Origin of the sequence: Pseudomonas sp. 51_B (assembly GCF_017491595.1) — a bacterium.
In the GTDB taxonomy this organism is placed as follows: Bacteria; Pseudomonadota; Gammaproteobacteria; order Pseudomonadales; family Pseudomonadaceae; genus Aquipseudomonas; species Aquipseudomonas promysalinigenes.
This window is the reverse complement of sequence record NZ_JAFGYW010000003.1, coordinates 40,996-62,042: the sequence shown is the minus strand read 5'-3', so window position 1 is coordinate 62,042 and position 21,047 is coordinate 40,996. Positions and strand designations below refer to the sequence as shown.

Below are 21,047 nucleotides of genomic sequence, written 5' to 3'. Positions count from 1 at the left end.
ACAACACAGGTTAACAATGGGTGAATGACTATAACGCGGGCCTTGGCAGGTGAAAATGCAGACCGGGTATTCAGTCTCTGAATGCCCCGTCACGCGCCCTCAGTCAGCCTGGGGAGGCGGGCGCTCGTAGCGGGCATTGAAGGCCTGAATGAAGCCGTTGCGTAGGATCTGCAGAAACGCTTCGAAACCGCTGATGTTCTGTTGGTGCACACTGCCGCTGAGTTCGACGCGGGTGGCGAATTGGTTCTTCGGCTGGTTCTTCAGCACGGTTTCGCTGGCGCCGACCACCGCCTCCCAGATCGAGCGAAAGATGTTCTTGTTCTTGTTTTCCACATCCTGCTGCCAATCGAACACGTCGACGTCCCGCAGCAAGGGCTTGATATAGCCGTGCAGCCTGCCGTTCTCGGCCTGGGCTTCGATGACCAGGTCACCGTGCCCTGCATTGAAATCGAATTTGCCGTAGGCGCTGGAGAAATCGTTGAGCCGCCGCAACTCGATACCAGTGGCACGCAGGCGGAATTCGAAATCGTCGAAATCACTGAACGGATCGAAGGTGGCCCGGCTCTGCACTTTGGCATCGCCCAGCAGCAGGGCGGTGGCCTGGAAACTGGCATCGCGCCGGCCTTTTTGATCGCGCACGTTGGTCAGGTTGCGGATAGTGGCAGCCAACTGCGTGGCTTTGAGCTGCACGGGTGGCTTGGAGTTGAAGTTGCGAAAGGTCAGTGTACCGTCGTCGATCTGCACGTCGTTGAGGGTGATTGGTAGCAGTTTTTCCAGTTGCTGACGCCAGTTGGTGCCCTGACCGGTCTGAGATGCCTGCTTGTTGCCACCGTCGACGAAGTTCAGCTCAGGCCGGGTGAAGATCACCTGTGCCACAACTGCCCGGTCGTGAATGAGCGCGTGCCAGCTCACCGAGAGGTCGATCAACGGCGCATCCAGCAAGGGCACGGGCACTTTGCCAGTGGTCTTGACGATTTTCAGGCCGCGGATCTGATAAGCGCCTCGCCACCAGGCGAGGTCCACGTCGGTCACCTGCCCGCGATAATCGCCCATATCGGCGAGCTTATCGTTCAGGTAATCGCGCACCAGGTAAGGTAGGGCCAGCTGCAAGGCCACCAGCAGCACGATCAGGCTGGCCAGGCCAAGCAGCGGCCAGCGATAGCGAGCTTTCATCGCAAGGCTCTCCGAGGCTGGGTGTTTGGTTGACCTCAGGCACTGCAAGGGAGTTCGAACAGGCTTTACGGGCCACCAGGGCAAGCTTACCCTTGAGGTCTTCCTGTTGTTTCTCATGTTCAAGGACCCTGCCATGAGCCGTATCTTCGCAGACAACGCCCATTCCATCGGCAACACGCCGCTGGTACAGATCAACCGCATCGCCCCCCGTGGGGTGACGATCCTGGCCAAGATCGAAGGGCGCAACCCAGGCTACTCGGTCAAGTGCCGGATCGGCGCGAACATGGTCTGGGACGCCGAGAGCAACGACAAACTCAAGCCGGGCATGACCATCGTAGAGCCCACCTCGGGTAATACCGGCATTGGCCTGGCATTCGTCGCCGCTGCTCGTGGTTACAAGTTGGTGCTGACCATGCCGGCCTCCATGAGCCTGGAGCGGCGCAAGGTGCTCAAGGCACTGGGGGCAGACCTGGTGCTCACCGAGCCTGCGCTGGGCATGAAGGGCGCCATCGAAAAGGCCAACGAAATCGTGGCCAGTGACCCGGCCCAGTACTTCATGCCTGCGCAGTTCGAGAATCCGGCCAACCCAGCGATCCACGAAAAGACCACTGGGCCTGAGATCTGGAACGATACCGACGGCGCGGTCGATGTACTGGTTGCCGGCGTCGGCACCGGCGGCACGATAACTGGGGTTTCGCGCTACATCAAACACACCCAGGGCAAGTCGATCCTGTCGGTGGCGGTGGAGCCGGTGGCCTCGCCACTGATCAGCCAGACCCTGGCCGGCGAGCCGTTACAACCCAGCCCGCACAAGATCCAAGGCATTGGCGCAGGCTTCGTGCCGAAAAACCTCGACCTGTCGATCGTCGACCAAGTCGAGACGGTGACCGACGATGAGGCCAAGGCCATGGCCATCCGCCTGATGCAAGAAGAAGGCATTCTGTGCGGCATTTCCTGCGGTGCCGCCATGGCGGCAGCGGTGCGCCTGGCCGAAAAACCGGAGATGCAGGGCAAGACCATCGTCGTGATCCTGCCGGACTCGGGCGAACGCTACCTGTCGAGCATGCTGTTCAGTGATCTGTTCAGCGAGCAGGAAAACCAGCAGTAATCAGCGCTGAGGCTGATTCGGCGCAATTATTGGCGGCTGGGTTCATTGCACAATCTTCATGAGTGAGATCCTGCCTTGGTGGTTTTTACCAGGACGGGATGGGTTTATGATGGCCGGATGATTTTCAGGGGCAGGCAGCGCTGGCCTGCGTCCCGTCCAAGGAGTGTTGCATGACCTTTTCCTTCCTCGCCAAGGCGGGTGTTCTGCTGGTGTTCGTCGGCAGTGTGCTGTATGTGCACCTGCGCGGTAAGGCGCGCCTGCCGGTGTTGCGCCAGTTCGTCAACCATTCGGCGTTGTTCGCACCTTACAACAGCCTGATGTATCTGTTCTCCGGTGTGCCGTCCAAGCCCTATCTGGACCGCCAACGTTTCCCCGAGCTGGATGTGCTCAAAGATAACTGGCAGGTGATCCGTGAAGAGGCCATGCGTTTGTTCGACGAAGGCTATATCCGCGCAGCGGAGAAGGACAATGACGCAGGCTTTGGCTCGTTCTTTAAAAAGGGCTGGAAGCGCTTTTACCTGAAGTGGTACGACAAACCGCTGCCGTCGGCTGAAGCCTTGTGCCCGAAAACCGTAGAACTGGTCAGCAGCATTCCCAATGTGAAAGGGGCGATGTTCGCCCTGCTGCCCGGTGGCAGCCACTTGAACCCGCACCGCGACCCGTTTGCTGGCTCGTTGCGTTACCACCTGGGGCTTTCGACACCTAACTCCGATGCCTGCCGCATCTACGTCGATGGCCAGGAATACGCCTGGCGTGACGGTGAAGACGTGATGTTCGACGAAACCTACGTGCACTGGGTCAAGAACGAAACCGACGTAACCCGGGTGATTCTGTTCTGCGACATCGAGCGCCCGCTGAGCAGCCCATTGATGACCCGCATCAACCGCAAGGTCAGCGCTTTCCTCGGCCGTGCTACCGCGCCGCAGAACACCGATGACGAGCGAGTTGGCGGAATCAACCAGGCCTATGCCTGGAGCAAGCGCTTCAGCAACAAGATCAGCACCCGCATGAAGCAGTTCAAGCGCGCCAACCCCAAGGCCTATCGCATTCTGCGCCCGGTGCTGGCGGTGGTGGTGGCTTACTTGCTGTACCGCTGGTTGTTCTGATTGCAGGACCGACCTGTTCTTGGGTAGACCCGCTCTCACCGCGCCAGGGCAAGCTTCGAGAAATCTTTAACCTGTGGGAGGTGCTTCAGGCGTGAAGGGAGCTGCACAGGTCAACAAGACAGTGTAAGCACAGGGTTGGACTGGCTTTAGCCTTAAAGAGCCAGTGCCGGCCTCTCGAACCATCACCCCATCGCAAAACTCACTCATCACTGAAGACCCGACCGTTACAGCTTGGACAAGCGTAATGGCTAGCGCAGGTCTTCGGGGATGGCGTGGCGCAATACGCCTTCTTCGAAGTCCAGTACCCCGGCCTCGCGCTGGGTCAGCAGGTAGTAAAGCAGGGTGTCGGCCGAATGGCTTGCTGGCAGCTCCACCGCCAGCATTCTGACCGCCTTCTCCATCTCGCAGTTGCAGCCGAACTCGCGCATGGCCGCAACCACCTGCTCCAGCGGTTCTGGTGGCTTGACCACCACACGAAATACCGACGCCCCGGCACTGTGTTGCAAGGCGTCGAACCAGGCCTGTTCGCCCTCCGAGCGGATGCGAATGATGTCGCCGGGTGCGATGCCGTAGACATGAAAGGGGATGCTGTCGACCCGGTAGCCGTGAGGGGTCGCCTGCGTCCACAAGCCCTCCACCGAAGCGGGGGGGTAGCCATTGGCGTCCTGCTCCAGGCGGAACAGCACCTTCCTGTAAATATCGCTCATGCTCTGCATCGTCTCAGGACCGCGCTGGGCGCAGCACCAGCCACAGCGCCAAGGCGATCAGCACGCCGCCATAAGCATGCGCCATCGAGACGGGCTCATCCAGCAGCCATGCCCCCCACACCACGCCGAACACCGGGATCAAAAAGGTCACGGTGCTGGCCTTGACCGGGCCGATTTCAGCCAGCAGGCGGAAGTACAGGATGTAGGCGAAGGCGGTACATACCAGGCCCAAGCCCAGCAGGGAAAGCCATACCTGCCAGCCGCCCCAGCTGGCAGGTGGTTGGGTTAGGGCACTCCACGCGAACAGCGGGCTCATCAGCAAGGTGGCCCCTAGCATGCTGCCCAAGGCTGACAGACGGCTGTCCAGGCCGCTGATCCAGCGCCGCGCAAGAAAGCCGGCAAAGCCGTAGCAGGTAGTGGCCGCCAGGCACGCCAATGCACCTTGCAAGAGTGCCATGTCCAGTGCCACCGGGCCGGCACCGCTGAGGATGCCTACACCGAACAGGCCGAGGAAAATGCCTGCCAGCTTGGGCAAAGTCATGGCCTCGTGGAAGAACAGCGCGCCTATCAGTACCCCCATCAGCGGGGTGGTGGCATTGAAAATCGCCGAATAACCGGCCGGTAGCACCTGCGCGGCCACTGAATAGAAGGTGGCCGGGATGCCCGAGTTGATCATGCCCAGCACCAGGCAAGCGCCAAGTTTACCGTTGAAATGCCAGGGTATGCGGCCCACGCTGAGAATACCGATCAGGCCCAGGCAGGCGATGGAAACCCGAAAGAATGCGGTAGGGATGGTGCCCAACTCCGGGGCGATGATACGCATGAACAGAAAGCTCGCCCCCCATACAGCGGCAAGGGTCAATAGGCGGGCTAGGGCGATGGGGCTCACAACGGTCTCCGGGGACAGGGCAGGGCGCGAGTGTACGCCAGGCGTCGCATGTGATCTTGTGCTTTCTTGCGTTATGAATCTCTGGTGCAGGTTCGCGGGCCAGCTCGCTCCCACGACGAGCTTTTTGCGCTGGGCATCGTGCACGCAGGCTGGCCCGCCAGGCGGCCAGTTCAGGCTAAGCTCTTTATCTCATCAAGCCCCGAGGTTGATTCCATGACCCAGCATTGGCCGGCCGGCGAGATCGCGCGGATGATCCTTGACGGTTTTGACGACTATCGCGAGCATTTTCGCCGTATCACCCTGGGTGCTCGGGAGCGCTTCGAGCAGGCACGCTGGCAGGACATTCAGCGTGCAGCGGCGCTGCGCATCAACCTTTATGAACAAAAAGTCGGCGAGGTCAACGCCTGGCTGCGTGACGGCTTCGACGAACAGGCGCTGTTGGATGTAGAGCAATGGCCACTGGTCAAAAGCGCCTATATCCGCCTGATCGACCCGCGTCTGGACGATGAGCTGGCGGAAACCTGGTACAACTCGCTGTTCTGCAGCCTGTTCAGCCATGACCAGATCAGTGACGGCTGCATGTTCATCCACACCACTCGGCCATCGCTACGCGCTCACCAGCGGGCTGCCCAGACCCGTACCTACACGCTCGGGGCGGGCCTCAAAAACCTGCTGCGCCGGATTTTCGCCGACTATCCGTTCGACACGCCCTACGGCGACTTGGAAAGCGACATCGCGCGTCTGGAAGGGCAATTGCGCGAAACCCTTCCGGACTGGGTGTGCAAGGACCCAACGCTGAGCCTTGAGCTTTTCGTGCCGGTGCTTTACCGCAACAAGGGTGCCTACCTGGTCGGGCGCCTGTACAACGCTGACGAGCAATGGCCGCTGGTGATCGCGCTGCTGCACCGAGAGGGCCATGGTATAGAGGCCGATAGCTTGATTACCGACGAGGCGCAGGTGTCGATCATCTTTTCGTTCACCCGTTCATATTTCATGGCCGACGTGCCGGTGCCAGCGGAGTTCGTCAACTTTCTCAAGCGCATTCTGCCGGGTAAGCATATTGCCGAGCTTTACACCTCAATTGGTTTTTACAAGCAGGGCAAGTCAGAGTTCTACCGGGCCTTGATCAACCACCTGGCAAGCAGTGACGACCGTTTCACCATGGCACCGGGCGTACGCGGTATGGTCATGAGCGTGTTCACCCTCCCAGGCTTCAATACGGTGTTCAAGATCATCAAAGACCGCTTTTCGCCATCCAAGACCGTCGACCGCGCCACGGTCATCGACAAGTACCGCCTGGTCAAACAAGTGGACCGGGTGGGGCGTATGGCCGATACCCAGGAGTTTGCCGATTTCCGATTCCCCCGCAGCAAGTTCGAACCCGAGTGCCTGGCCGAGCTGTTGGAAGTGGCGCCATCGACCGTAGCCATCGAGGACGATACGGTACTGGTCCGCCATTGTTGGACCGAGCGGCGGATGACCCCGCTCAACCTGTATCTGGAACAGGCCAGCGAAGCCCAGGTGCTCGAGGCTTTGGAGGACTATGGGCTGGCTATCAAGCAACTGGCGGCGGCGAATATATTCCCTGGGGACATGTTGCTGAAGAACTTCGGCGTGACCCGCCACGGGCGGGTCGTGTTCTACGACTATGACGAGATCAGTTTTCTAACCGAGGTGAACTTCAGGCATATTCCGCCGCCGCGCTACCCCGAAGATGAGATGTCGGGCGAGCCGTGGTATTCGATTGGACCCCACGATGTATTCCCCGAGGAATTTCCGCCGTTCCTGTTTGCCGATATGGGCCAGCGCCGACTGTTCAGCCGCCTGCATGGGGAATTGTATGACGCCGATTACTGGAAGAGCCTGCAGGCGGCGATTCGTGAAGGCAAGGTGATCGACGTGTTCCCGTATCGGCGCAAGGGGCGCTGACAACCCGCCAGGGGCCAGGGGCCAGGGCTTGTTGATGGGTTCAGCCTTTGAGGCACTTCAGTTCGCTGAAGTTGGTGCGTACTTTGGCCAGCCGCTCTTGCAGGTACTGGCGCTGTGTTGGCGTGCTCAGTTGCAGCAAGTCGACTAGCAGGCTGCGGGCCTGATGCTCGGTATTGTGGAAGGCCGCGCGGTACTCTGGCGTCCACAGGCTCTCTTTGTGTTGTAGCAATGTGGCAAGACGGGGCTCGAAGCTTTCGTCATTGCGCTGATTCATCGCCAGCAACAGTTGCTGCTGCCAGTGCTGGCGGTTGGCGATCCACTGGCGGTTCTGGTCACCCAACGCTTGTGACCATGCATACACCCGCTGGCGCTGGGCATCGTTGAGTTTGCCGAACCAGCCGCTCAGGCGTTTTTCCATGCGCTCGCTGCGGCTGGCGATCTGCTCGGTCAAGGGCGTGTCTACATATTCTTTTTGCCGCTCGCGGATGTCATCGGCAAAGGCGCTACGCATCTCGGCCACTTGCGCATCGGTCATTCCACGTAGCAGTTCGCTGGCCGATGGCGTGATCTCTTCTGCGACCCGGCCAATGGCCTGGCGCGCTTCAGCGGTGCGTTGCTGCAAGGCCAGGTCTGTCACCTGGTTTTTAGCGACCATGTCGCGCACCCGATCAAGCCAGTCGAGGTAGCCAGGCAACTGGGTTTGGCAGTGCCAGGCCAGGTGCGTTTGTAACCGTTCGTCGAGCAGCGTCTTTTGCTCGCGGTTCATGTCCAGGTAGTCGTTGAGTGACCAAGGTACCAGACGATCAAGGTTGCGGTAGGCGAGGTCCATGCGGCTGCAGGCGGCCAGGGCCAATGCACAGGCCGCGGCGACGAGCAGGGCTATGGGGAGGCGTACAGGCATGTGCAGGTCCTTGCAGTGGCTGACCTATGGGTAGACGCAGGGTGCCAGCTGCGGTTCCGCTCAATCAGTGGTCGGGCAGTGCGCTGGCTTGCGGTGTAGAATAGCTGCCTAGTCTTGAGGAACATCGGAAATGGCTCTGCTTGGGCGTTACAACAGTTTGCAAATCGTGAAGCACGTGGAATTCGGCCTGTACCTGGACGGCGGCGCCGATGGCGAGATCCTTCTGCCTGGGCGGTACATCCCGAAAGACGCCGAAACCGAGGTCGATGACTGGTTGAACGTGTTCATCTACCTGGACAGCGAAGACCAGCTGATCGCCACCACCGAAAAGCCCAAGGTGCAGGTGGGGGAGTTCGCCAGCCTCAAGGTCAAGGACATCAATGGGGCCGGTATCTTCCTCGATTGGGGCCTGTCCAAGGACCTACTGATGCCGTATTCGGAAGAATCCCGTCAGTTGAAGATCGGCGACTACTGCGTGGTGCATGCCTACCTCGACAAACGGACCCGGCGCATCACCGCCACCTCGCGGCTCGATCGCTACCTGGACCTTAGCCCCGCTGATTACCAGGTCGGCCAGCCCGTGCAGTTGCTGGTAGCTGGCGAGACGCCGATGGGCTTCAAGGCCATCATCAACAACCGTCATTGGGGCCTGATTCACAAGAACGAGGTCTTCAAGTTCTTGCGCTCAGGCATGCACGTGGACGGTTACATCAAAGAAGTGCGCCACGACGGCAAGATTGCACTGAGCCTGCAGCCGGTCGGCAAGGCGCTGGCTGACGACCTGCAGGAACGCATCATGGCGCAAGTCGAGGCCCAGGGCGGTGTGCTGGCAGTGAGCGACAAAAGCGCCCCTGAGGTGATCAGTCAGATGTTCAACGTCAGCAAAGGCAACTTCAAGAAGGCCATTGGTGGCTTGTTCAAGCAAGGCCGTATCGTCATCCATGACGATCGCATCGAAAAGGCCTGATCAGCCCTGCACGAAGGTACGGAAGTCCAGCTGCTCACCACCCGGGCGGGTGTCGCGCAGCAGCGAGTCGCGGTCGGCGCTCAAGGCCAGGCTAATGGTCGAACGGCGCTTGCCGGGGTTGCGCACCTCCATTTGCTCTTGGTGAGCACGCAGGAAGTTGGTCGGCACCTTGAGGTGTTGCAGCTCGTCGCTTTCCGGGGTGTGCAGCAACAGGTTCACCCAGTCGGGTTGGCCTTTGCGCAGTAGGGCCACCGGCACTTCGAACCACCACAGGTTGCGCTTGCGGTCGAGTATGGCGAACAGGGTGTTGGCGCTGGTCAGCACCGGGTTGGCCAAAGCCTGATTGCGGCGGGCGATGGCGGCGGGTTTGTCGAGTTTCATGCAGGTTCCTGCGGTGTGACGCTTGATTAGGGCTGCATTGTGAGGGGTGGCACCGGGCGCGGCAAGGTTTGACACCTCAAAGCCGCTGCCACAGTCATCACCCCAGGGTCACGAGCCAAGTCGGCCGGGCAGCGGCCGCCAAGGTCATCGACTGATAGGCCTGCTCAACTCGGAAGTGGCGCCCTCGGCCGTCGTCACGGTCGCGGTCAAACTCTTCAAACCGGCGGCATTCTCCAGCACCTGGGTGAATTGCGCCTGGCCGTTGGCATCGCTATTGACCAGCACCTCGCCCAGGTACTGCTCTGCTTCCGTCGCAGCCGCATCAGCGTTGCCGAACAGCTCGATGCGCAGCAGGCTCGATGCGGGCCCTTGCACCTCACCCTGCAGCGCGTTGCCGTTGAGCGCGAGCAACCGAGGCGCCTGCTGATTGTGGTTGGGCAACGGTTGGCAAGGCTCAGGCGCGCCCTTGGCGTCGCAGATGACCGCCTGTTCCTGCTTGGGCAGGTCGGCACCCACCCCGCGTGAACCCACATACAGCGCATGGGCCTGGGCCGGTACACCGAAGACGATGGCGCCGGTTCGTTGGTTCGGCACGCAGGAGCCTCCGGCCTCGCAGCGGCGAATGTCCTGGCTGTTGCCCCAGATACGGTTGCCGGTAAGGCGGTTGGCAGTGGTTTGCGGCTCCGGGCGCAGCGCCACACCTATGCGGTTGCCGTAAATCAGGTTGCCGTCGAGGATGTTGCCCTGGCCGGTTACGCTGACGCCGATCGAGTTGCCGCTGAAGGTGTTGGCGCCCAGGTAGTTGCGATTGCCCCAGTTGATCTGCAAACCGTCTGAGTAGTTCTCGAAGCGGTTACGCACCACACTGTTGTCGTTGCCCAACAGGATTTCGATGCCTTGGGAAGGTTCGGGGTTGGCCGGTGTAGAGCGGAACAGGTTATCGGCCACCAGGTTGAACGCCGCGCCGCGGGTCAGCTCCAGGCCATCGCCATTGTCTATCAACTGGTTGCGTAGCACTTTGTTGTTGACTGTGGTGGTGGCGGTCGGGTTACCGGCGCCATCGTCGCCGGTCAGCATGATGCCGGCGCCACCTTTGTTGGCGACGATGCGGTTGTCTTCGATGACATTGCCGCTGGCGCGATTGACCAGAATGCCAATACAGAAATTGCGCACCTCCAGCCCACTGATGTGCACCCCCTGCGTATCGCGCAGCACCAGGCCAGGGTTGGTAGTGGTGCGCACGTTCGTGCCGAATTGGCCGGGCAGGGCGCCGGGGCAGCTACGCACGCCCTGGTCCTTGATGTAACCCGAACCGTCGATAGCGATGAACTGGCCGTTTCGGGCCCAAGGCAACCCGGTGATCTGCACCGGGCCTTTGATGTCCGGCAAGGCTCGGCTGGGGCGTATCACATACGGGGGCTTGCCCACGGCGGCAATGGCGATACGGTACTGGCCGGGGCTCTGATTGCTGGTTTCGATGGCCCAGCGCAGAGTGCCGGGTTGACCATCGTCGGCATAGCGGGTGACTTCGAGGGTTTCGCGGGCCGGTGCGTCGGCCAAGGCAGGTATGGGTAGCAACGGCAACATGGCCGCGAACAGGGGTAGCAAACGCATAGGGCGAGGGTCCGAAAACTGTTGTTCTTGTGCGCAGGCAGCCGGCGTGGGTTGCCCTGACCTGTGATTCTAGGGCACTGCCCAGCTCTAGCGCAGTGCGCAGAGGCTGATTCGGTGCGGTATTCGCCCGCACTGTTTACCGTTTGGCTCGTTCGGGGAAAATTCTTTGAAACTCCTGACAACCCCGCCAGGTCCATCAAATGTCGACACGGTTTTTCGTGTCTCCATCTGCAGGAGATTTGCCATGAGCGGCACCAAAGACAAAGCAAAAGGCCTGGCCAACGAAGCGGTTGGTAACATCAAGCAGGGCGTTGGCAAGGTGACGGGCAACGACAAGATGCGCGCCGAGGGCAAAGCTCAGGAGCTCAAAGGCGAAGCGCAGCAGGTCAAGGGCGACGTGAAAGACGCAGTGAAGAAGCCTTGATCTGAGCCCGCCCGTTTTTGCCTCCTTGGGAGGCGAAAACGGGTGAGGGCGTTATTTCTTGCATGGCCGGGAGCAGTACATCCTGCGCGTGGTCTATTAGACTTACCTGCTGTACTCAAGAATCGAGCGGCGAAAGGAGACGCTATGATTTTCCCCGACCTGCGCGGGCTACCCATGCACCGAGTGCTGGTACGTACCGTCAAGGAATTCCTCGACGACGAAATGTCGACCTATGCGTCTGCGTTGGCCTACCAGATGCTGTTTTCTTTATTCCCATTCTTGCTGTTTCTGATCGCACTGATCGGTTTTTTACATTTGCCTGATTTCTTTTCCTGGCTGCGTTTGCAAACAGAACTGGTGCTGCCGCCCCAGGCACTGGAGCAGGTCAACCCTGTGATCGACCAGTTGCAGCAGTCCAAGGGCGGGCTGCTTTCGGTGGGTATCGTCATTGCGCTCTGGACCGCCTCGGCAGGCGTGCGGCTGATGATGAGCGCCATGAATGCCGCTTATGATGTGCCTGAGGGGCGCCCGGTGTGGAAGCGTATTCCACTGTCGATCATCTACACCATCGGCATCGCTGGGATGCTGTTGGTAGCCGCCGCGCTGATGGTGCTCGGGCCGCAGGTGATGGAGTGGATTGCCGCACAGGTCGGCCTGCAGGAAGTCATCGTCACGGTGTGGACAGTACTGCGCTTGCCAGCGATTGTCATTTTGATGATGGTTGCGGTCGCATTGATCTATTACGTGATGCCAGACGTGAAACAGAAGTTTCGCTTTATTACCCCAGGGTCTGTTCTGGCGGTGGTGGTCTGGATCATCGCCTCGTTGGGTTTCGCCTATTACGTCAAGACTTTTGCCGATTACAACGCCATGTACGGCAGCATTGGGGCGATCATCGTATTGCTGCTGTATTTCTACATTTCCGCCGCGGTGTTGCTGCTAGGGGCAGAGATGAACGCGGTGATCGAGCATATGTCGCAAGAGGGCAAGAACCCTGGTGAGAAAGAGTTCGAAGAGGATACCCCTCAGGACACTATCACCGTGCTTGGTCATGAACGCCCCGTCGAGCCGCAAACGTCCGAGACGAACACTCGATGATTCGTGACATTCTGAAAATGGGTGACGAGCGCCTGCTGCGCATCGCGCCCCCGGTGCCTGAACATCTGATTGGCAGTGTCGAACTGCAGCAACTGATCGATGACATGTTCGACACCATGCACCACGTTGGTGGTGTTGGCCTGGCGGCGCCGCAGATCGGCATCGACCTTCAGCTGGTGATCTTCGGCTTTGAGCGTAGCGAGCGCTATCCGGACGCTAAGCCAGTGCCACAAACCATTTTGCTGAACCCTGTCATTACTCCGATGGGCGCAGAACAGGAAGACGGTTGGGAGGGGTGCCTTTCGGTGCCGGGCTTGCGTGGCGTGGTGCCACGTTTCAAGCACATCAGCTATACGGGTATTGACCCCCAGGGTAACCCGATCAACCGCTTTGCCGATGGCTTCCATGCCCGTGTCGTGCAACATGAATGCGATCACCTCGTAGGGCGACTGTACCCATCACGTATCCAGGACTTTGCCAAGTTCGGCTACACCGATGTGCTATTTCCTGGGCTAGATGAGCGCGGCGACTGAGGCCGCACCATCGCCAGCAGGCGCTTGCTGCGCTGGTAGCGTTGCAAGCGCGAGGCCAGGGCCTGTGGCAGTTGCTCGGTAATGCTGAAGCCCAGACGCTGATAAAAAAGCGTGAGTTCTGGCTGGCAGAACAGCCAAGTTGAGCCGCAGGTGCCGGCCAGTGCTGCTTGTACCAAATGTGCAGCCACCCCCTGGCAGCGTGCCTGAGGTGCGACGAACAGCCCTGTTAGCCACCGGCCACCGGCCACGTCACTCAGGCACAGGCCTGCTACGATGCCATCGCTTCGGGCGACCCATGATTCGCCGTCATTGGCTGGGCGCATGCGCGAACCATGTTGTTTATAGAAATGCTCGAGCAATCTGCGCTCGGCGCCGCGCAATAGCGTGCAATGCAGGGTAGTCATGCAGACACCTTGAACGGTTGGCTTTGGCTGGGGATCTTAAGGTGAAGAGCCGTTGCGCTTTTTCTCAGATTATTGCAAATCCTGCAAGGGTGAATGTCCGAGTTCAGCGTTCAACTATTTCAGCACAAGCGTAGAATTCTAGGCATCCCCCCCGTATTAGATGAAGCGGGATCGGTACTTCGTGTCATCTTCGCCGAGGATGACAACTTCTCCGCGCCATTGACGGCATTAGAAGTCACGCGATCAGCTGGACTGTTATAAAGGTCAATTCCCATGAAAGCATTACTGATTCTTGCACTGGTCGGTATGTCGTCGCTCGCCCTCGCTGATGAGGCCCAACCGGTCTCCAGTTAGCCTGTAGCCCAACAGTACGACTACTCCATGAACCTCGACATCAAGCGAGTGATCAATCTCTCAACCATCCCTAATGTCTGTGAAGTGGTGCCAGCAACCATGACGTACGAAGACCATCAGGGCCAGGTACACACCATCCAGTATCGGGCGATGGGTGAAGGTTGCCAGCAAGGGTGATGGGCGCAATGCCCTGCCGCCTCGCCAAGGGGCGACAGGGCATCATTGACCTTACCAAACGCGCTCAGGGCGTTTAGGATCGGTGCCTTACGTACCGATAGGGATGATCGACATGTTCGACCTCCACGCCTTCGCAAAGCCGCCGATTTTCGTTCACCAGCACACCCCGCCGAGGCCTCAGCGCGTCTGGCCACTCTGGGCCGAACGTTGGGCTGCTGGGCCAATCACGCCCAGCGGTGCCGATGTAGATCGTAAACGCTACACCCAAGTGCTTGCCGGCCAGTCAAACACCGCGCGCTAGCAGGCTCGCCCCCGCCCGCATTACCTCCCAGATCGCCCCAGACTCCGAGTATTCAATGCCATTTTCCAACGGTTTTCTTCTTAGCCTTTCCTTGTGCCTAGACATTGGCGTCGCCAATATCGCCATGATCACCCTGGCGATGCAACGCGGCTTCATGCAGGGCTTCTGGCTCGGCTTGGGAACGTGCGTGGGCGACTTGATCTACGCCGTTGCGGCACTGGCGGGCATGACCGTGCTGTTGCAGTTCGAAAGCGTTCGTTGGACGCTGTGGATTGGCGGCTCGGCCTTGCTGGTGTGGTTCGCCGTCAGGATGTTGTGGGCGGCTTGGCGTGGCGGGCACATGGATGCCAGTGCACAAGTGGTGGTTGAGCCTGGCTGGCGCGAGTTTCTGCGGGGCATCTTTCTGGCCATGTCGTCGCCCAGCGCGATCCTCTGGTTCGCGGCCGTCGGGGGCGTGCTGATCTCCCGCTCCGGTGGCGGTAGTGCGCTGGATGCTGGGCTTTTTCTAGGGGGCTTCTTCGCCGCAGGGCTGGTCTGGTGCATGGGCCTGTGCGCTATGGCCAGCCATGGTGGGCGCTTGCTGGGTGACCGGCTGCTGACGTGGTCTTACCTGTTGTCAGCTGCAATTTTCTGCTACTTCGCGGTGTATGTGATCATTTCTGGCTATCGTGAATTCATCCTCGCCAGCCATTAGAGGGCGGCTATGGCGGTTTGAAAAAATGTTCTCAGCGCCTGTCGATTTGGCCTGCTGCCGTTCGACCAAGATCTGAAGGTACAGGGCAGCCCTGTACCGCTGATGATCGATCGGAGCGCCCTGTGATGAATACCTCAGCCGAAACAGAAATCCGTCAACTGATCGACCTTTGGATGCAGGCCGTGCGGGATCGCGACATACCCAGGATCACCGCGCCATATGCCGATGACATCGTGGCCTTCGACGCCATCGCTTCGTTGCAATTCAAGGGCAAAGCCGCCTACCAGGCGCATTGGGAAATGTGCATGGGTATGTGCACAGGCCCGATGGTCTTCGAACGCTCACAACTGACCGTGCATGCCGAGGCCGAGCTGGCGTTGGCCCATTGGCTCAACCGCTGCGGCCCTGAGGATGACCAGAGCCAGTGCGGGTATATCCGCGTGACCGTCGCCTACCGCAAGGCCGGCGGTCAGTGGCAGGTGATCCACGAACACTGGTCGGCGCCGTTCGATATGCAAACTCACAAAGCACTGTTCGATCTCAAGCCTTGATCGGCTATCGCCAAATGCAAGTTGCCAACGCCTGGAGACGCCCATGAAATACCTGTGCCTGGTCTATTGTGATGAGGGGCTGCTGCACAGCCTGCCTGACAGCCCTGAAGACGCCGAATGCCTGGCCTATGCGCAATCGCTGCATGCCGGCGGGCGCATCGTTGCGGCCGAGGCGCTCAAACCCGTGCAGACCGCTACCACCGTGCGCATGCGTGGCGGGCGAATGAGTATCACCGATGGGCCGTTCGCCGAAACCAAAGAGCAGCTCGCCGGTTTCTACCTGGTCGATGCCCAGGACCTGGACGAGGCGCTGAACATCGCCAAGGGCATTCCGGCTGCGCGGGTTGGCAGCGTGGAAGTCAGACCGATACGCGAACTGCAACCCTAACAGCAATGGAGAACAACAATGTCCCTTGCTCAACACGCACCGGCGCAGCATGAGCTGGTCATCACCCGCTTGATCGATGCGCCGCCTGCCAAAGTGTTCCGCGCCTGGACCGAGCCTCAATGGCTGATGCAGTGGTGGGGGCCACATGGCATGACCACTGCTGAATGTGAGATGCAGCTGTGGGTCGGCGGCCTGTTCCGTACCCTGATGCGTGCACCGGATGGCAGCGAATACCCAAGCCAAGGGGTGTTTCTGGAGATTGCCGCGCCGCGCCGTTTGGTTTTCACCGATGCCTTCGGGCCAGGCTGGGTACCTTCGCCCAAGGCGTTCATGACAGCGGTGATCAGCTTTGACGAAGAGCACGGCAAAACCCGCTATACCGCCCGTGCTTGGCATTGGAATGCGGCCGACAGCCGCGCCCATGAAGAAATGGGTTTCCATCAGGGTTGGGGTGAAAGCCTGGATCGCCTTGTCGAGGTCGTGACCCTGCGGATGCCGGACTGATGCCGGTGTTGGCGCAGGAGGAGGTGCGTGCCGAAGTCGAAAGCGTGTACCGGCGTGACTCGCGGCGTATCCTGGCGACGCTGATCCGGTTGCTGGGGGATTTCGATCTCGCCGAGGAGGCCTTGCATGAAGCGTTCTTTATCGCGGTGCAGCGCTGGCAGCATGATGGTATTCCTGACAATCCGCGGGCCTGGTTGGTTTCGGCTGGGCGTTTCAAAGCCATCGACGCGCTGCGCAGGCGGGCCCGTCTTGACCGCGCTCAAGCTGATCTGATCATGCTGATCGAAGGCCAGGCACAAGACCCTAGTGAGGAAGAACTGCTGGTCGATGACCGCCTGCGATTGATCTTCACCTGCTGCCACCCGGCCCTGGCGGCAGATGCCCAGGTGCCACTCACCCTGCGCGAAATCTGCGACTTGAGCACCGAGCAAATCGCCCGGGCTTTTTTGCAAAGCCCTGCGACCATCGCTCAGCGCATCGTCCGTGCCAAGGCGAAGATTCGCGATGCCGGTATTGCATATCAGGTCCCGGACCTGCACGCGCTGCCCGAGCGTCTGGAGAGCGTGCTGCGGGTGATCTATCTGGTTTTCAACGAAGGTTATTCGGCCTCCTCAGGCCAGGCATTGGTTCAGCAGGCGCTATGCGATGAAGCTATTCGCCTGGGCCGGCTGCTGGTGCAACTACTGCCGGACACCGAGGCCATAGGGTTGCTTGCGCTCATGCTGTTGCAGGCTTCGCGCCAGCGTGCCCGCAGCGATGCCGACGGTAATCTGGTGGTGCTCGATCAGCAGGACCGCGGCCTGTGGAACCGCCAACAGATCACCGAGGGGTGCGAGCTGGTGCACCTGGCTCTTGGCCGCCGGGACTTTGGAGCCTACAGCGTGCAGGCGGCGATCGCAGCGGTGCACGCTGAGGCGGCAACTGCGCAAGAGACGGACTGGGGGCAAATCTTGGCGCTGTACGATGTTCTGCTACAGCATTGGCCTTCAGCCGTCGTGGCGCTCAACCGTGCAGTGGCATTGGCCAAGCGTGACGGGCCGCAAGCCGGCCTGGACGCGGTGCAGGCGCTTCTGGCGGCCGGCGAGTTGCGCGACTATCACTTGGCGCATGCGGCGCAGGCCCAGTTGCATCAGGACTTGGGGCAGGTCGAGCAGGCGCGAGCGGCGTGGCAGAAGGCACTCGCGTTGGCCCGCCAGGCACCTGAGCGACGGCACATCGAAAAGCGCTTGAGCCAGCTAGTGTAGGTGCACGGTCGGTGTGGGAGCGGCTTTAGCGAAGAGGCAGACACAGGCCACCCAGACAGTTGCCTGAATGGGGCGCAAGGGAGCGCGTTCTCAGGCGAACACGCTCACAGCGGCGCTCAGCTGGCAATGAAATTCGGTGGCGATACAAGCTCCACTGTCTGTTGCTTGCGCGGTGCCAAGATTTCGGCCACCCCCTCGACAACCAGCTCATCGTTCTGGTTGTAGACGTTCGTGGCGATACGGACCTTGAACTTGGGCAGCTTCTCCAGAATTTCCAAACGCACGGTCAGCGTGTCGCCGATTTTCACCGGCTTCTGGAAGCTCATTTGCTGGCCCAGGTAAATGGTGCCAGGGCCCGGCAGCGTGCAGGCCACAGCGGCGCTGATCAGCGCACCACTGAACATACCGTGGGCAATGCGCTCTTTGAACATGCTTTTGGCGGCGAACTCGGCATCCAGGTGCACCGGGTTGTGGTCACCGGACATGGCGGCGAACAGCTGGATATCGCGTTCTTCGACAGACTTTTCGTAGGTGGCTTTCTGGCCGACTTCCAAAGCTTCGTAAGGCGTGTTGGTGACCTGGGTCATTGGCGTTTCCTTGATGAGCGGACAAGGCCGATATCATTCGCTGCGAGCAGGGCGGCCGAGTGCCAGGGCCTGCTCAAGCCATGCGAGGATGTCGGCGGTGACCTCGTCCCGATTGGTTTCGTTGAGCATCTCATGCCGCGCGTCAGCATAGACGCGCAACTGTACATGTCGATTGCCGGTCGCGCGCAAGGCATCGGCCAGGTGGGTGAGACGCTTGCCGGCACTCACCGGATCACATTCGCCGCCAATTATCAGCACCGGCAGGTTCGGGTCGATCTGCGCCAGGTTGGACGTCATGCTGATGTTCGCCAGCCCTTGCAGCAGGTCGAGCCATAGCTGGTTGGTGCAGCGAAAGCCACAGAGCGGGTCGTTGACGTACTTGTCCACTTCGACCGGGTCGCGGCTGAGCCAGTCGAAAGCCGTGCGGTTGGGCTTGAAGGCATTGTTGAATGAACCGAACGACAGCCACTCGATCAGGGCACTCTTGCCCGTTGGCCCCTGGCGCCAGGCCTCAATGCGCGCAATCAGGCGCGCTGCCCGGTAAAGCGCGACGGGTTGCAGGTTCGAGCCACTGAGTATGGCCCCGTACAAGCTGGCGCTGTGATGGATGAGGTAGGCCTGCGCGATGTAACTGCCCATGCTGTGGCCGAATAAAAAAACAGGGGTGCAGGGAAATTGCTGAGCGATGTGCTGGGCCAGCAAGCCGAGGTCGTTGACCACGGCATCCCAGCCATGTTCGCGGGCAAAAAGGCCTAGACTGCCATGCTCGGCGGTGCGCCCGTGGCCGCGCTGGTCTGGCGCCACCAATGCGTAGCCGGCGTCGGAGAGGGCTTGGCCCAGGCGCTGGTAGCGCCCGCCATGCTCAGCCATGCCGTGGGCCAGCAGCACCACGGCCTTGGCCGGCGTGGCTGGCCGCCATTGGTGCACGTACAGCCGGCAATGGTCGCTGGCTGGCAGCCAGTAGGCGTCATAGGGCATGGCCATTCCTTCGCTAAGATTACCGCACAGTGTATGCACAACCGGCCCAATTGCAGGTAGGGCACAAATAAGATTCACAATGTTAATGGCGGCACTTGGCGTATATGCCACCTCGGGCTTACCTGCTAACGTCGGCTCAACGCCCTTATGTCACCTGACACACAGGGCAAGGAATCGATGCGGTCTCAGGCAGAGGAACAATAATAAATGCAAGCCGACTTCTGGAACGACAAACGCCCCGAGGGCGTGCCTTCCTCCATCGACCTTGACGCCTATGGGTCGGTCGTCGAGGTGTTCGAGCGCTCTTGCGAGCGCTTCGCCGAGCGCCCGGCCTTCAGCAACCTCGGCGTGACCCTGAACTATGCAGAGCTCGAGCGCCATTCGGCCGCTTTCGCGGCCTGGTTGCAGCAGCACACTGACCTCAAGCCAGGGGACCGCATCGCGGTGCAGATGCCCAATGTGCTGCAGTATCCGATTGCCGTGTTCGGCGCCCTGCGCGCCGGGTTGATCGTGGTCAACACCAACCCGCTGTACACAGAGCGCGAAATGCGCCACCAGTTCAAGGACTCCGGCGCCCGCGCCCTGGTGTACCTGAACATGTTCGGCAAGCGCGTCCAGGAGGTGTTGCCCGACACCGCGATCGATTACCTGATCGAGGCGAAGATGGGGGATTTACTACCCACGGCCAAAGGCTGGCTGGTCAACACTGTGGTCGACAAGCTGAAGAAAATGGTCCCGGCCTACCACCTGCCCCAAGCCATTGCGTTCAAGCAGGTACTGCGTGAGGGCCGCAGCCTTGCGCACAAACCGGTGCCGCAGTCGCTGGACGACATCGCCGTGCTGCAGTACACCGGCGGCACCACGGGCCTGGCCAAAGGCGCGATGCTCACCCATGGCAACCTGGTAGCCAACATGCTGCAGGTACTGGCCTGCTTTTCCCAGCATGGCCCGGACGGCCAGCGGCTGATCAAAGACGGGCAGGAAGTGATGATTGCGCCATTGCCGCTGTATCACATCTATGCCTTCACCGCGAACTGCATGTGCATGATGGTGACCGGCAATCACAACGTGCTCATCACCAACCCACGGGACATCCCGGGGTTCATCAAGGAGCTGGGCAAGTGGCGTTTTTCTGCGCTGCTGGGGCTCAACACCTTGTTCGTCGCATTGATGGACCATCCGGGCTTCCGCCAGCTGGACTTTTCGGCACTGAAAGTCACCAACTCAGGGGGTACGGCGTTGGTCAAAGCCACTGCCGAGCGCTGGGAGGCACTCACGGGCTGCCGCATCGTCGAGGGTTATGGCCTGACCGAAACCTCTCCTGTAGCCAGCACCAACCCCTACGGCAAGCTGGCGCGCCTCGGCACCGTGGGTATACCGGTAGCGGGCACAGCCTTCAAGGTCATCGATGATGATGGCAACGAACAACCTCTGGGTGAGCGCGGCGAGTTGTGCATCAAGGGCCCACAAGTGATGAAGGGTTACTGGCAGCAGCCAGAGGCCACGGCGCAGGCACTGGATGCCGAGGGTTGGTTCAAAACCGGCGACATCGCCGTGATCGACCCGGACGGTTTCACCCGCATCGTCGATCGCAAGAAGGACATGATCATCGTCTCGGGCTTCAACGTTTACCCCAATGAAATCGAAGAGGTGGTCATGGGCCATCCGCAGGTCGCCAACTGCGCGGCCATCGGCGTACCTGACGAGCGCTCCGGGGAGGCGGTGAAGCTGTTCGTAGTGGCCCGTGAAGGGGGGGTGAACGTCGATGACTTGAAGGCCTACTGCAAGGCCAACTTCACCGGCTACAAAGTCCCTAAGCACATTGTGGTACGTGAATCGCTACCGATGACCCCGGTGGGCAAGATTCTACGCCGAGAGTTGCGTGATATCGCCTGACGCCCAACGAACCCAAGCAGCTCTAGCGGGCTGCTTTCAGGCTGATTTGCGACATTTTGGTCAATTACTCTAAAAATGACCCATATCGTTCATTGAGTCACTTTTGTGACTGCAAGGCCGGTTATGGCCTCTAGGCGAC

Annotated in this window: 22 protein-coding genes and 1 pseudogene; 14 read left to right on the top strand and 9 right to left on the bottom strand. The window is 60.2% G+C overall.

The genetic code is table 11. From position 1 onward, the window contains the following. Window positions 1–99 precede the first annotated feature (99 nt). A complete protein-coding gene (locus J5M56_RS05435; protein ID WP_186478903.1) occupies window positions 100–1,173 on the bottom strand; it encodes a DUF748 domain-containing protein in 1,074 nt (357 codons plus the stop codon). Between the two features lie 133 nt (window positions 1,174–1,306). Between J5M56_RS05435 and cysK the strand changes: the two genes are divergently transcribed. Then, window positions 1,307–2,281 (top strand): cysteine synthase A, encoded by a 975-nt coding sequence (gene cysK / locus J5M56_RS05430; RefSeq protein WP_060479866.1) that lies wholly within the window; start codon window positions 1,307–1,309, stop codon window positions 2,279–2,281. A 170-nt stretch (window positions 2,282–2,451) separates the two neighbouring features. Next, entirely contained in the window at window positions 2,452–3,387 is a 936-nt protein-coding gene (locus J5M56_RS05425; RefSeq protein WP_060479843.1) for an aspartyl/asparaginyl beta-hydroxylase domain-containing protein, read from the top strand. A 248-nt stretch (window positions 3,388–3,635) separates the two neighbouring features. Here the strand turns inward: J5M56_RS05425 and J5M56_RS05420 are convergent, their stop codons facing one another. Together J5M56_RS05420 and J5M56_RS05415 are read right to left on the bottom strand one after the other, a co-directional pair. Beyond that, window positions 3,636–4,094: a DUF4265 domain-containing protein gene (locus tag J5M56_RS05420; RefSeq protein WP_207870208.1), complete on the bottom strand. Its 459-nt coding sequence runs from the start codon at window positions 4,092–4,094 to the stop codon at window positions 3,636–3,638. A gap of 13 nt (window positions 4,095–4,107) precedes the next feature. After that, the gene (locus J5M56_RS05415; protein WP_186478905.1) at window positions 4,108–4,983 is read right to left on the bottom strand and encodes a DMT family transporter; all 876 of its coding nucleotides are present in this window, start codon (window positions 4,981–4,983) and stop codon (window positions 4,108–4,110) included. A 213-nt stretch (window positions 4,984–5,196) separates the two neighbouring features. Between J5M56_RS05415 and aceK the strand changes: the two genes are divergently transcribed. Then, entirely contained in the window at window positions 5,197–6,912 is a 1,716-nt protein-coding gene (aceK, locus tag J5M56_RS05410; RefSeq protein WP_207870206.1) for a bifunctional isocitrate dehydrogenase kinase/phosphatase, read from the top strand. A gap of 40 nt (window positions 6,913–6,952) precedes the next feature. On the opposite strand, the gene J5M56_RS05405 is transcribed toward aceK, so the two are convergent. Further along, window positions 6,953–7,813 (bottom strand): DUF6279 family lipoprotein, encoded by an 861-nt coding sequence (locus J5M56_RS05405; protein WP_207870204.1) that lies wholly within the window; start codon window positions 7,811–7,813, stop codon window positions 6,953–6,955. A 130-nt stretch (window positions 7,814–7,943) separates the two neighbouring features. On the opposite strand from J5M56_RS05405, the gene J5M56_RS05400 reads away from it, so the two are divergent. Then, window positions 7,944–8,780: a S1-like domain-containing RNA-binding protein gene (locus tag J5M56_RS05400; protein WP_186478908.1), complete on the top strand. Its 837-nt coding sequence runs from the start codon at window positions 7,944–7,946 to the stop codon at window positions 8,778–8,780. Here J5M56_RS05400 and J5M56_RS05395 read toward each other — a convergent pair whose 3' ends face one another. Both J5M56_RS05395 and J5M56_RS05390 read right to left on the bottom strand, forming a co-directional pair. Further along, the gene (locus J5M56_RS05395) at window positions 8,781–9,161 is read right to left on the bottom strand and encodes a hypothetical protein (RefSeq protein WP_186478909.1); all 381 of its coding nucleotides are present in this window, start codon (window positions 9,159–9,161) and stop codon (window positions 8,781–8,783) included. A 144-nt stretch (window positions 9,162–9,305) separates the two neighbouring features. Then, window positions 9,306–10,775 (bottom strand): NosD domain-containing protein, encoded by a 1,470-nt coding sequence (locus tag J5M56_RS05390; protein ID WP_207870201.1) that lies wholly within the window; start codon window positions 10,773–10,775, stop codon window positions 9,306–9,308. 244 nt (window positions 10,776–11,019) lie between these two features. On the opposite strand from J5M56_RS05390, the gene J5M56_RS05385 reads away from it, so the two are divergent. From J5M56_RS05385 to def, 3 genes are all read left to right on the top strand, one after another. After that, on the top strand, window positions 11,020–11,199 hold the full coding sequence (locus tag J5M56_RS05385) for a CsbD family protein (protein ID WP_060479851.1): 180 nt from the start codon (window positions 11,020–11,022) through the stop codon (window positions 11,197–11,199). A 144-nt stretch (window positions 11,200–11,343) separates the two neighbouring features. After that, window positions 11,344–12,297, top strand: coding sequence for a YihY/virulence factor BrkB family protein (locus J5M56_RS05380; protein WP_060479852.1), 954 nt, complete (start codon window positions 11,344–11,346; stop codon window positions 12,295–12,297). Further along, window positions 12,294–12,830 (top strand): peptide deformylase, encoded by a 537-nt coding sequence (def, locus tag J5M56_RS05375; protein WP_186478911.1) that lies wholly within the window; start codon window positions 12,294–12,296, stop codon window positions 12,828–12,830. The genes J5M56_RS05380 and def overlap by 4 nt, the downstream gene beginning before the upstream one ends. On the opposite strand, the gene J5M56_RS05370 is transcribed toward def, so the two are convergent. Further along, the gene (locus tag J5M56_RS05370; protein WP_225915495.1) at window positions 12,785–13,234 is read right to left on the bottom strand and encodes a GNAT family N-acetyltransferase; all 450 of its coding nucleotides are present in this window, start codon (window positions 13,232–13,234) and stop codon (window positions 12,785–12,787) included. The genes def and J5M56_RS05370 overlap by 46 nt on opposite strands. A gap of 273 nt (window positions 13,235–13,507) precedes the next feature. On the opposite strand from J5M56_RS05370, the pseudogene J5M56_RS05365 reads away from it, so the two are divergent. The 6 genes and pseudogenes from J5M56_RS05365 to J5M56_RS05340 all read left to right on the top strand — a co-directional run bounded on the left by J5M56_RS05365 (window position 13,508) and on the right by J5M56_RS05340 (window position 17,447). Continuing rightward, window positions 13,508–13,765 (top strand): annotated as a pseudogene (locus tag J5M56_RS05365) (DUF2790 domain-containing protein). Between the two features lie 356 nt (window positions 13,766–14,121). After that, window positions 14,122–14,760 (top strand): LysE family translocator, encoded by a 639-nt coding sequence (locus J5M56_RS05360; RefSeq protein ID WP_186478912.1) that lies wholly within the window; start codon window positions 14,122–14,124, stop codon window positions 14,758–14,760. A gap of 125 nt (window positions 14,761–14,885) precedes the next feature. Beyond that, on the top strand, window positions 14,886–15,311 hold the full coding sequence (locus J5M56_RS05355; protein WP_186478913.1) for a nuclear transport factor 2 family protein: 426 nt from the start codon (window positions 14,886–14,888) through the stop codon (window positions 15,309–15,311). A gap of 43 nt (window positions 15,312–15,354) precedes the next feature. After that, a complete protein-coding gene (locus J5M56_RS05350) occupies window positions 15,355–15,699 on the top strand; it encodes a YciI family protein (protein ID WP_060479857.1) in 345 nt (114 codons plus the stop codon). A gap of 18 nt (window positions 15,700–15,717) precedes the next feature. Continuing rightward, on the top strand, window positions 15,718–16,203 hold the full coding sequence (locus tag J5M56_RS05345; protein WP_207870199.1) for an SRPBCC family protein: 486 nt from the start codon (window positions 15,718–15,720) through the stop codon (window positions 16,201–16,203). Then, window positions 16,203–17,447, top strand: a complete 1,245-nt coding sequence (locus tag J5M56_RS05340) for an RNA polymerase sigma factor (protein ID WP_207870197.1) — start codon at window positions 16,203–16,205, stop codon at window positions 17,445–17,447. Before J5M56_RS05345 ends, J5M56_RS05340 begins: the two co-directional genes overlap by 1 nt. 116 nt (window positions 17,448–17,563) lie before the next feature. Here J5M56_RS05340 and J5M56_RS05335 read toward each other — a convergent pair whose 3' ends face one another. Together J5M56_RS05335 and J5M56_RS05330 are read right to left on the bottom strand one after the other, a co-directional pair. Continuing rightward, window positions 17,564–18,034: a MaoC family dehydratase gene (locus J5M56_RS05335; RefSeq protein ID WP_186478914.1), complete on the bottom strand. Its 471-nt coding sequence runs from the start codon at window positions 18,032–18,034 to the stop codon at window positions 17,564–17,566. Between the two features lie 33 nt (window positions 18,035–18,067). Continuing rightward, complete coding sequence (locus J5M56_RS05330) at window positions 18,068–19,012, bottom strand: alpha/beta hydrolase (RefSeq protein WP_207870195.1); 945 nt, start codon at window positions 19,010–19,012, stop codon at window positions 18,068–18,070. Between the two features lie 207 nt (window positions 19,013–19,219). Here J5M56_RS05330 and fadD2 point away from each other — a divergent pair, with 207 nt between their 5' ends. Continuing rightward, window positions 19,220–20,908 (top strand): long-chain-fatty-acid--CoA ligase FadD2, encoded by a 1,689-nt coding sequence (gene fadD2 / locus J5M56_RS05325; protein WP_186478916.1) that lies wholly within the window; start codon window positions 19,220–19,222, stop codon window positions 20,906–20,908. The last annotated feature ends 139 nt before the right edge of the window (window positions 20,909–21,047 follow it).

What these genes read in the sequence shown, in the direction of transcription:
- J5M56_RS05420 (WP_207870208.1), bottom strand. Translation starts at nt 4,094, where the DNA reads ATGAGCGATATTTACAGGAAGGTGCTGTTCCGCCTGGAGCAGGACGCC.
- fadD2 (WP_186478916.1), top strand. Translation starts at nt 19,220, where the DNA reads ATGCAAGCCGACTTCTGGAACGACAAACGCCCCGAGGGCGTGCCTTCC.
- J5M56_RS05355 (WP_186478913.1), top strand. Translation starts at nt 14,886, where the DNA reads ATGAATACCTCAGCCGAAACAGAAATCCGTCAACTGATCGACCTTTGG.
- J5M56_RS05360 (WP_186478912.1), top strand. Translation starts at nt 14,122, where the DNA reads ATGCCATTTTCCAACGGTTTTCTTCTTAGCCTTTCCTTGTGCCTAGAC.
- J5M56_RS05370 (WP_225915495.1), bottom strand. Translation starts at nt 13,234, where the DNA reads ATGACTACCCTGCATTGCACGCTATTGCGCGGCGCCGAGCGCAGATTG.
- J5M56_RS05390 (WP_207870201.1), bottom strand. Translation starts at nt 10,775, where the DNA reads ATGCGTTTGCTACCCCTGTTCGCGGCCATGTTGCCGTTGCTACCCATA.
- J5M56_RS05340 (WP_207870197.1), top strand. Translation starts at nt 16,203, where the DNA reads ATGCCGGTGTTGGCGCAGGAGGAGGTGCGTGCCGAAGTCGAAAGCGTG.
- def (WP_186478911.1), top strand. Translation starts at nt 12,294, where the DNA reads ATGATTCGTGACATTCTGAAAATGGGTGACGAGCGCCTGCTGCGCATC.
- J5M56_RS05350 (WP_060479857.1), top strand. Translation starts at nt 15,355, where the DNA reads ATGAAATACCTGTGCCTGGTCTATTGTGATGAGGGGCTGCTGCACAGC.
- J5M56_RS05400 (WP_186478908.1), top strand. Translation starts at nt 7,944, where the DNA reads ATGGCTCTGCTTGGGCGTTACAACAGTTTGCAAATCGTGAAGCACGTG.
- J5M56_RS05345 (WP_207870199.1), top strand. Translation starts at nt 15,718, where the DNA reads ATGTCCCTTGCTCAACACGCACCGGCGCAGCATGAGCTGGTCATCACC.
- J5M56_RS05380 (WP_060479852.1), top strand. Translation starts at nt 11,344, where the DNA reads ATGATTTTCCCCGACCTGCGCGGGCTACCCATGCACCGAGTGCTGGTA.
- J5M56_RS05395 (WP_186478909.1), bottom strand. Translation starts at nt 9,161, where the DNA reads ATGAAACTCGACAAACCCGCCGCCATCGCCCGCCGCAATCAGGCTTTG.
- J5M56_RS05335 (WP_186478914.1), bottom strand. Translation starts at nt 18,034, where the DNA reads ATGACCCAGGTCACCAACACGCCTTACGAAGCTTTGGAAGTCGGCCAG.
- aceK (WP_207870206.1), top strand. Translation starts at nt 5,197, where the DNA reads ATGACCCAGCATTGGCCGGCCGGCGAGATCGCGCGGATGATCCTTGAC.
- cysK (WP_060479866.1), top strand. Translation starts at nt 1,307, where the DNA reads ATGAGCCGTATCTTCGCAGACAACGCCCATTCCATCGGCAACACGCCG.
- J5M56_RS05435 (WP_186478903.1), bottom strand. Translation starts at nt 1,173, where the DNA reads ATGAAAGCTCGCTATCGCTGGCCGCTGCTTGGCCTGGCCAGCCTGATC.
- J5M56_RS05425 (WP_060479843.1), top strand. Translation starts at nt 2,452, where the DNA reads ATGACCTTTTCCTTCCTCGCCAAGGCGGGTGTTCTGCTGGTGTTCGTC.
- J5M56_RS05330 (WP_207870195.1), bottom strand. Translation starts at nt 19,012, where the DNA reads ATGCCCTATGACGCCTACTGGCTGCCAGCCAGCGACCATTGCCGGCTG.
- J5M56_RS05405 (WP_207870204.1), bottom strand. Translation starts at nt 7,813, where the DNA reads ATGCCTGTACGCCTCCCCATAGCCCTGCTCGTCGCCGCGGCCTGTGCA.
- J5M56_RS05385 (WP_060479851.1), top strand. Translation starts at nt 11,020, where the DNA reads ATGAGCGGCACCAAAGACAAAGCAAAAGGCCTGGCCAACGAAGCGGTT.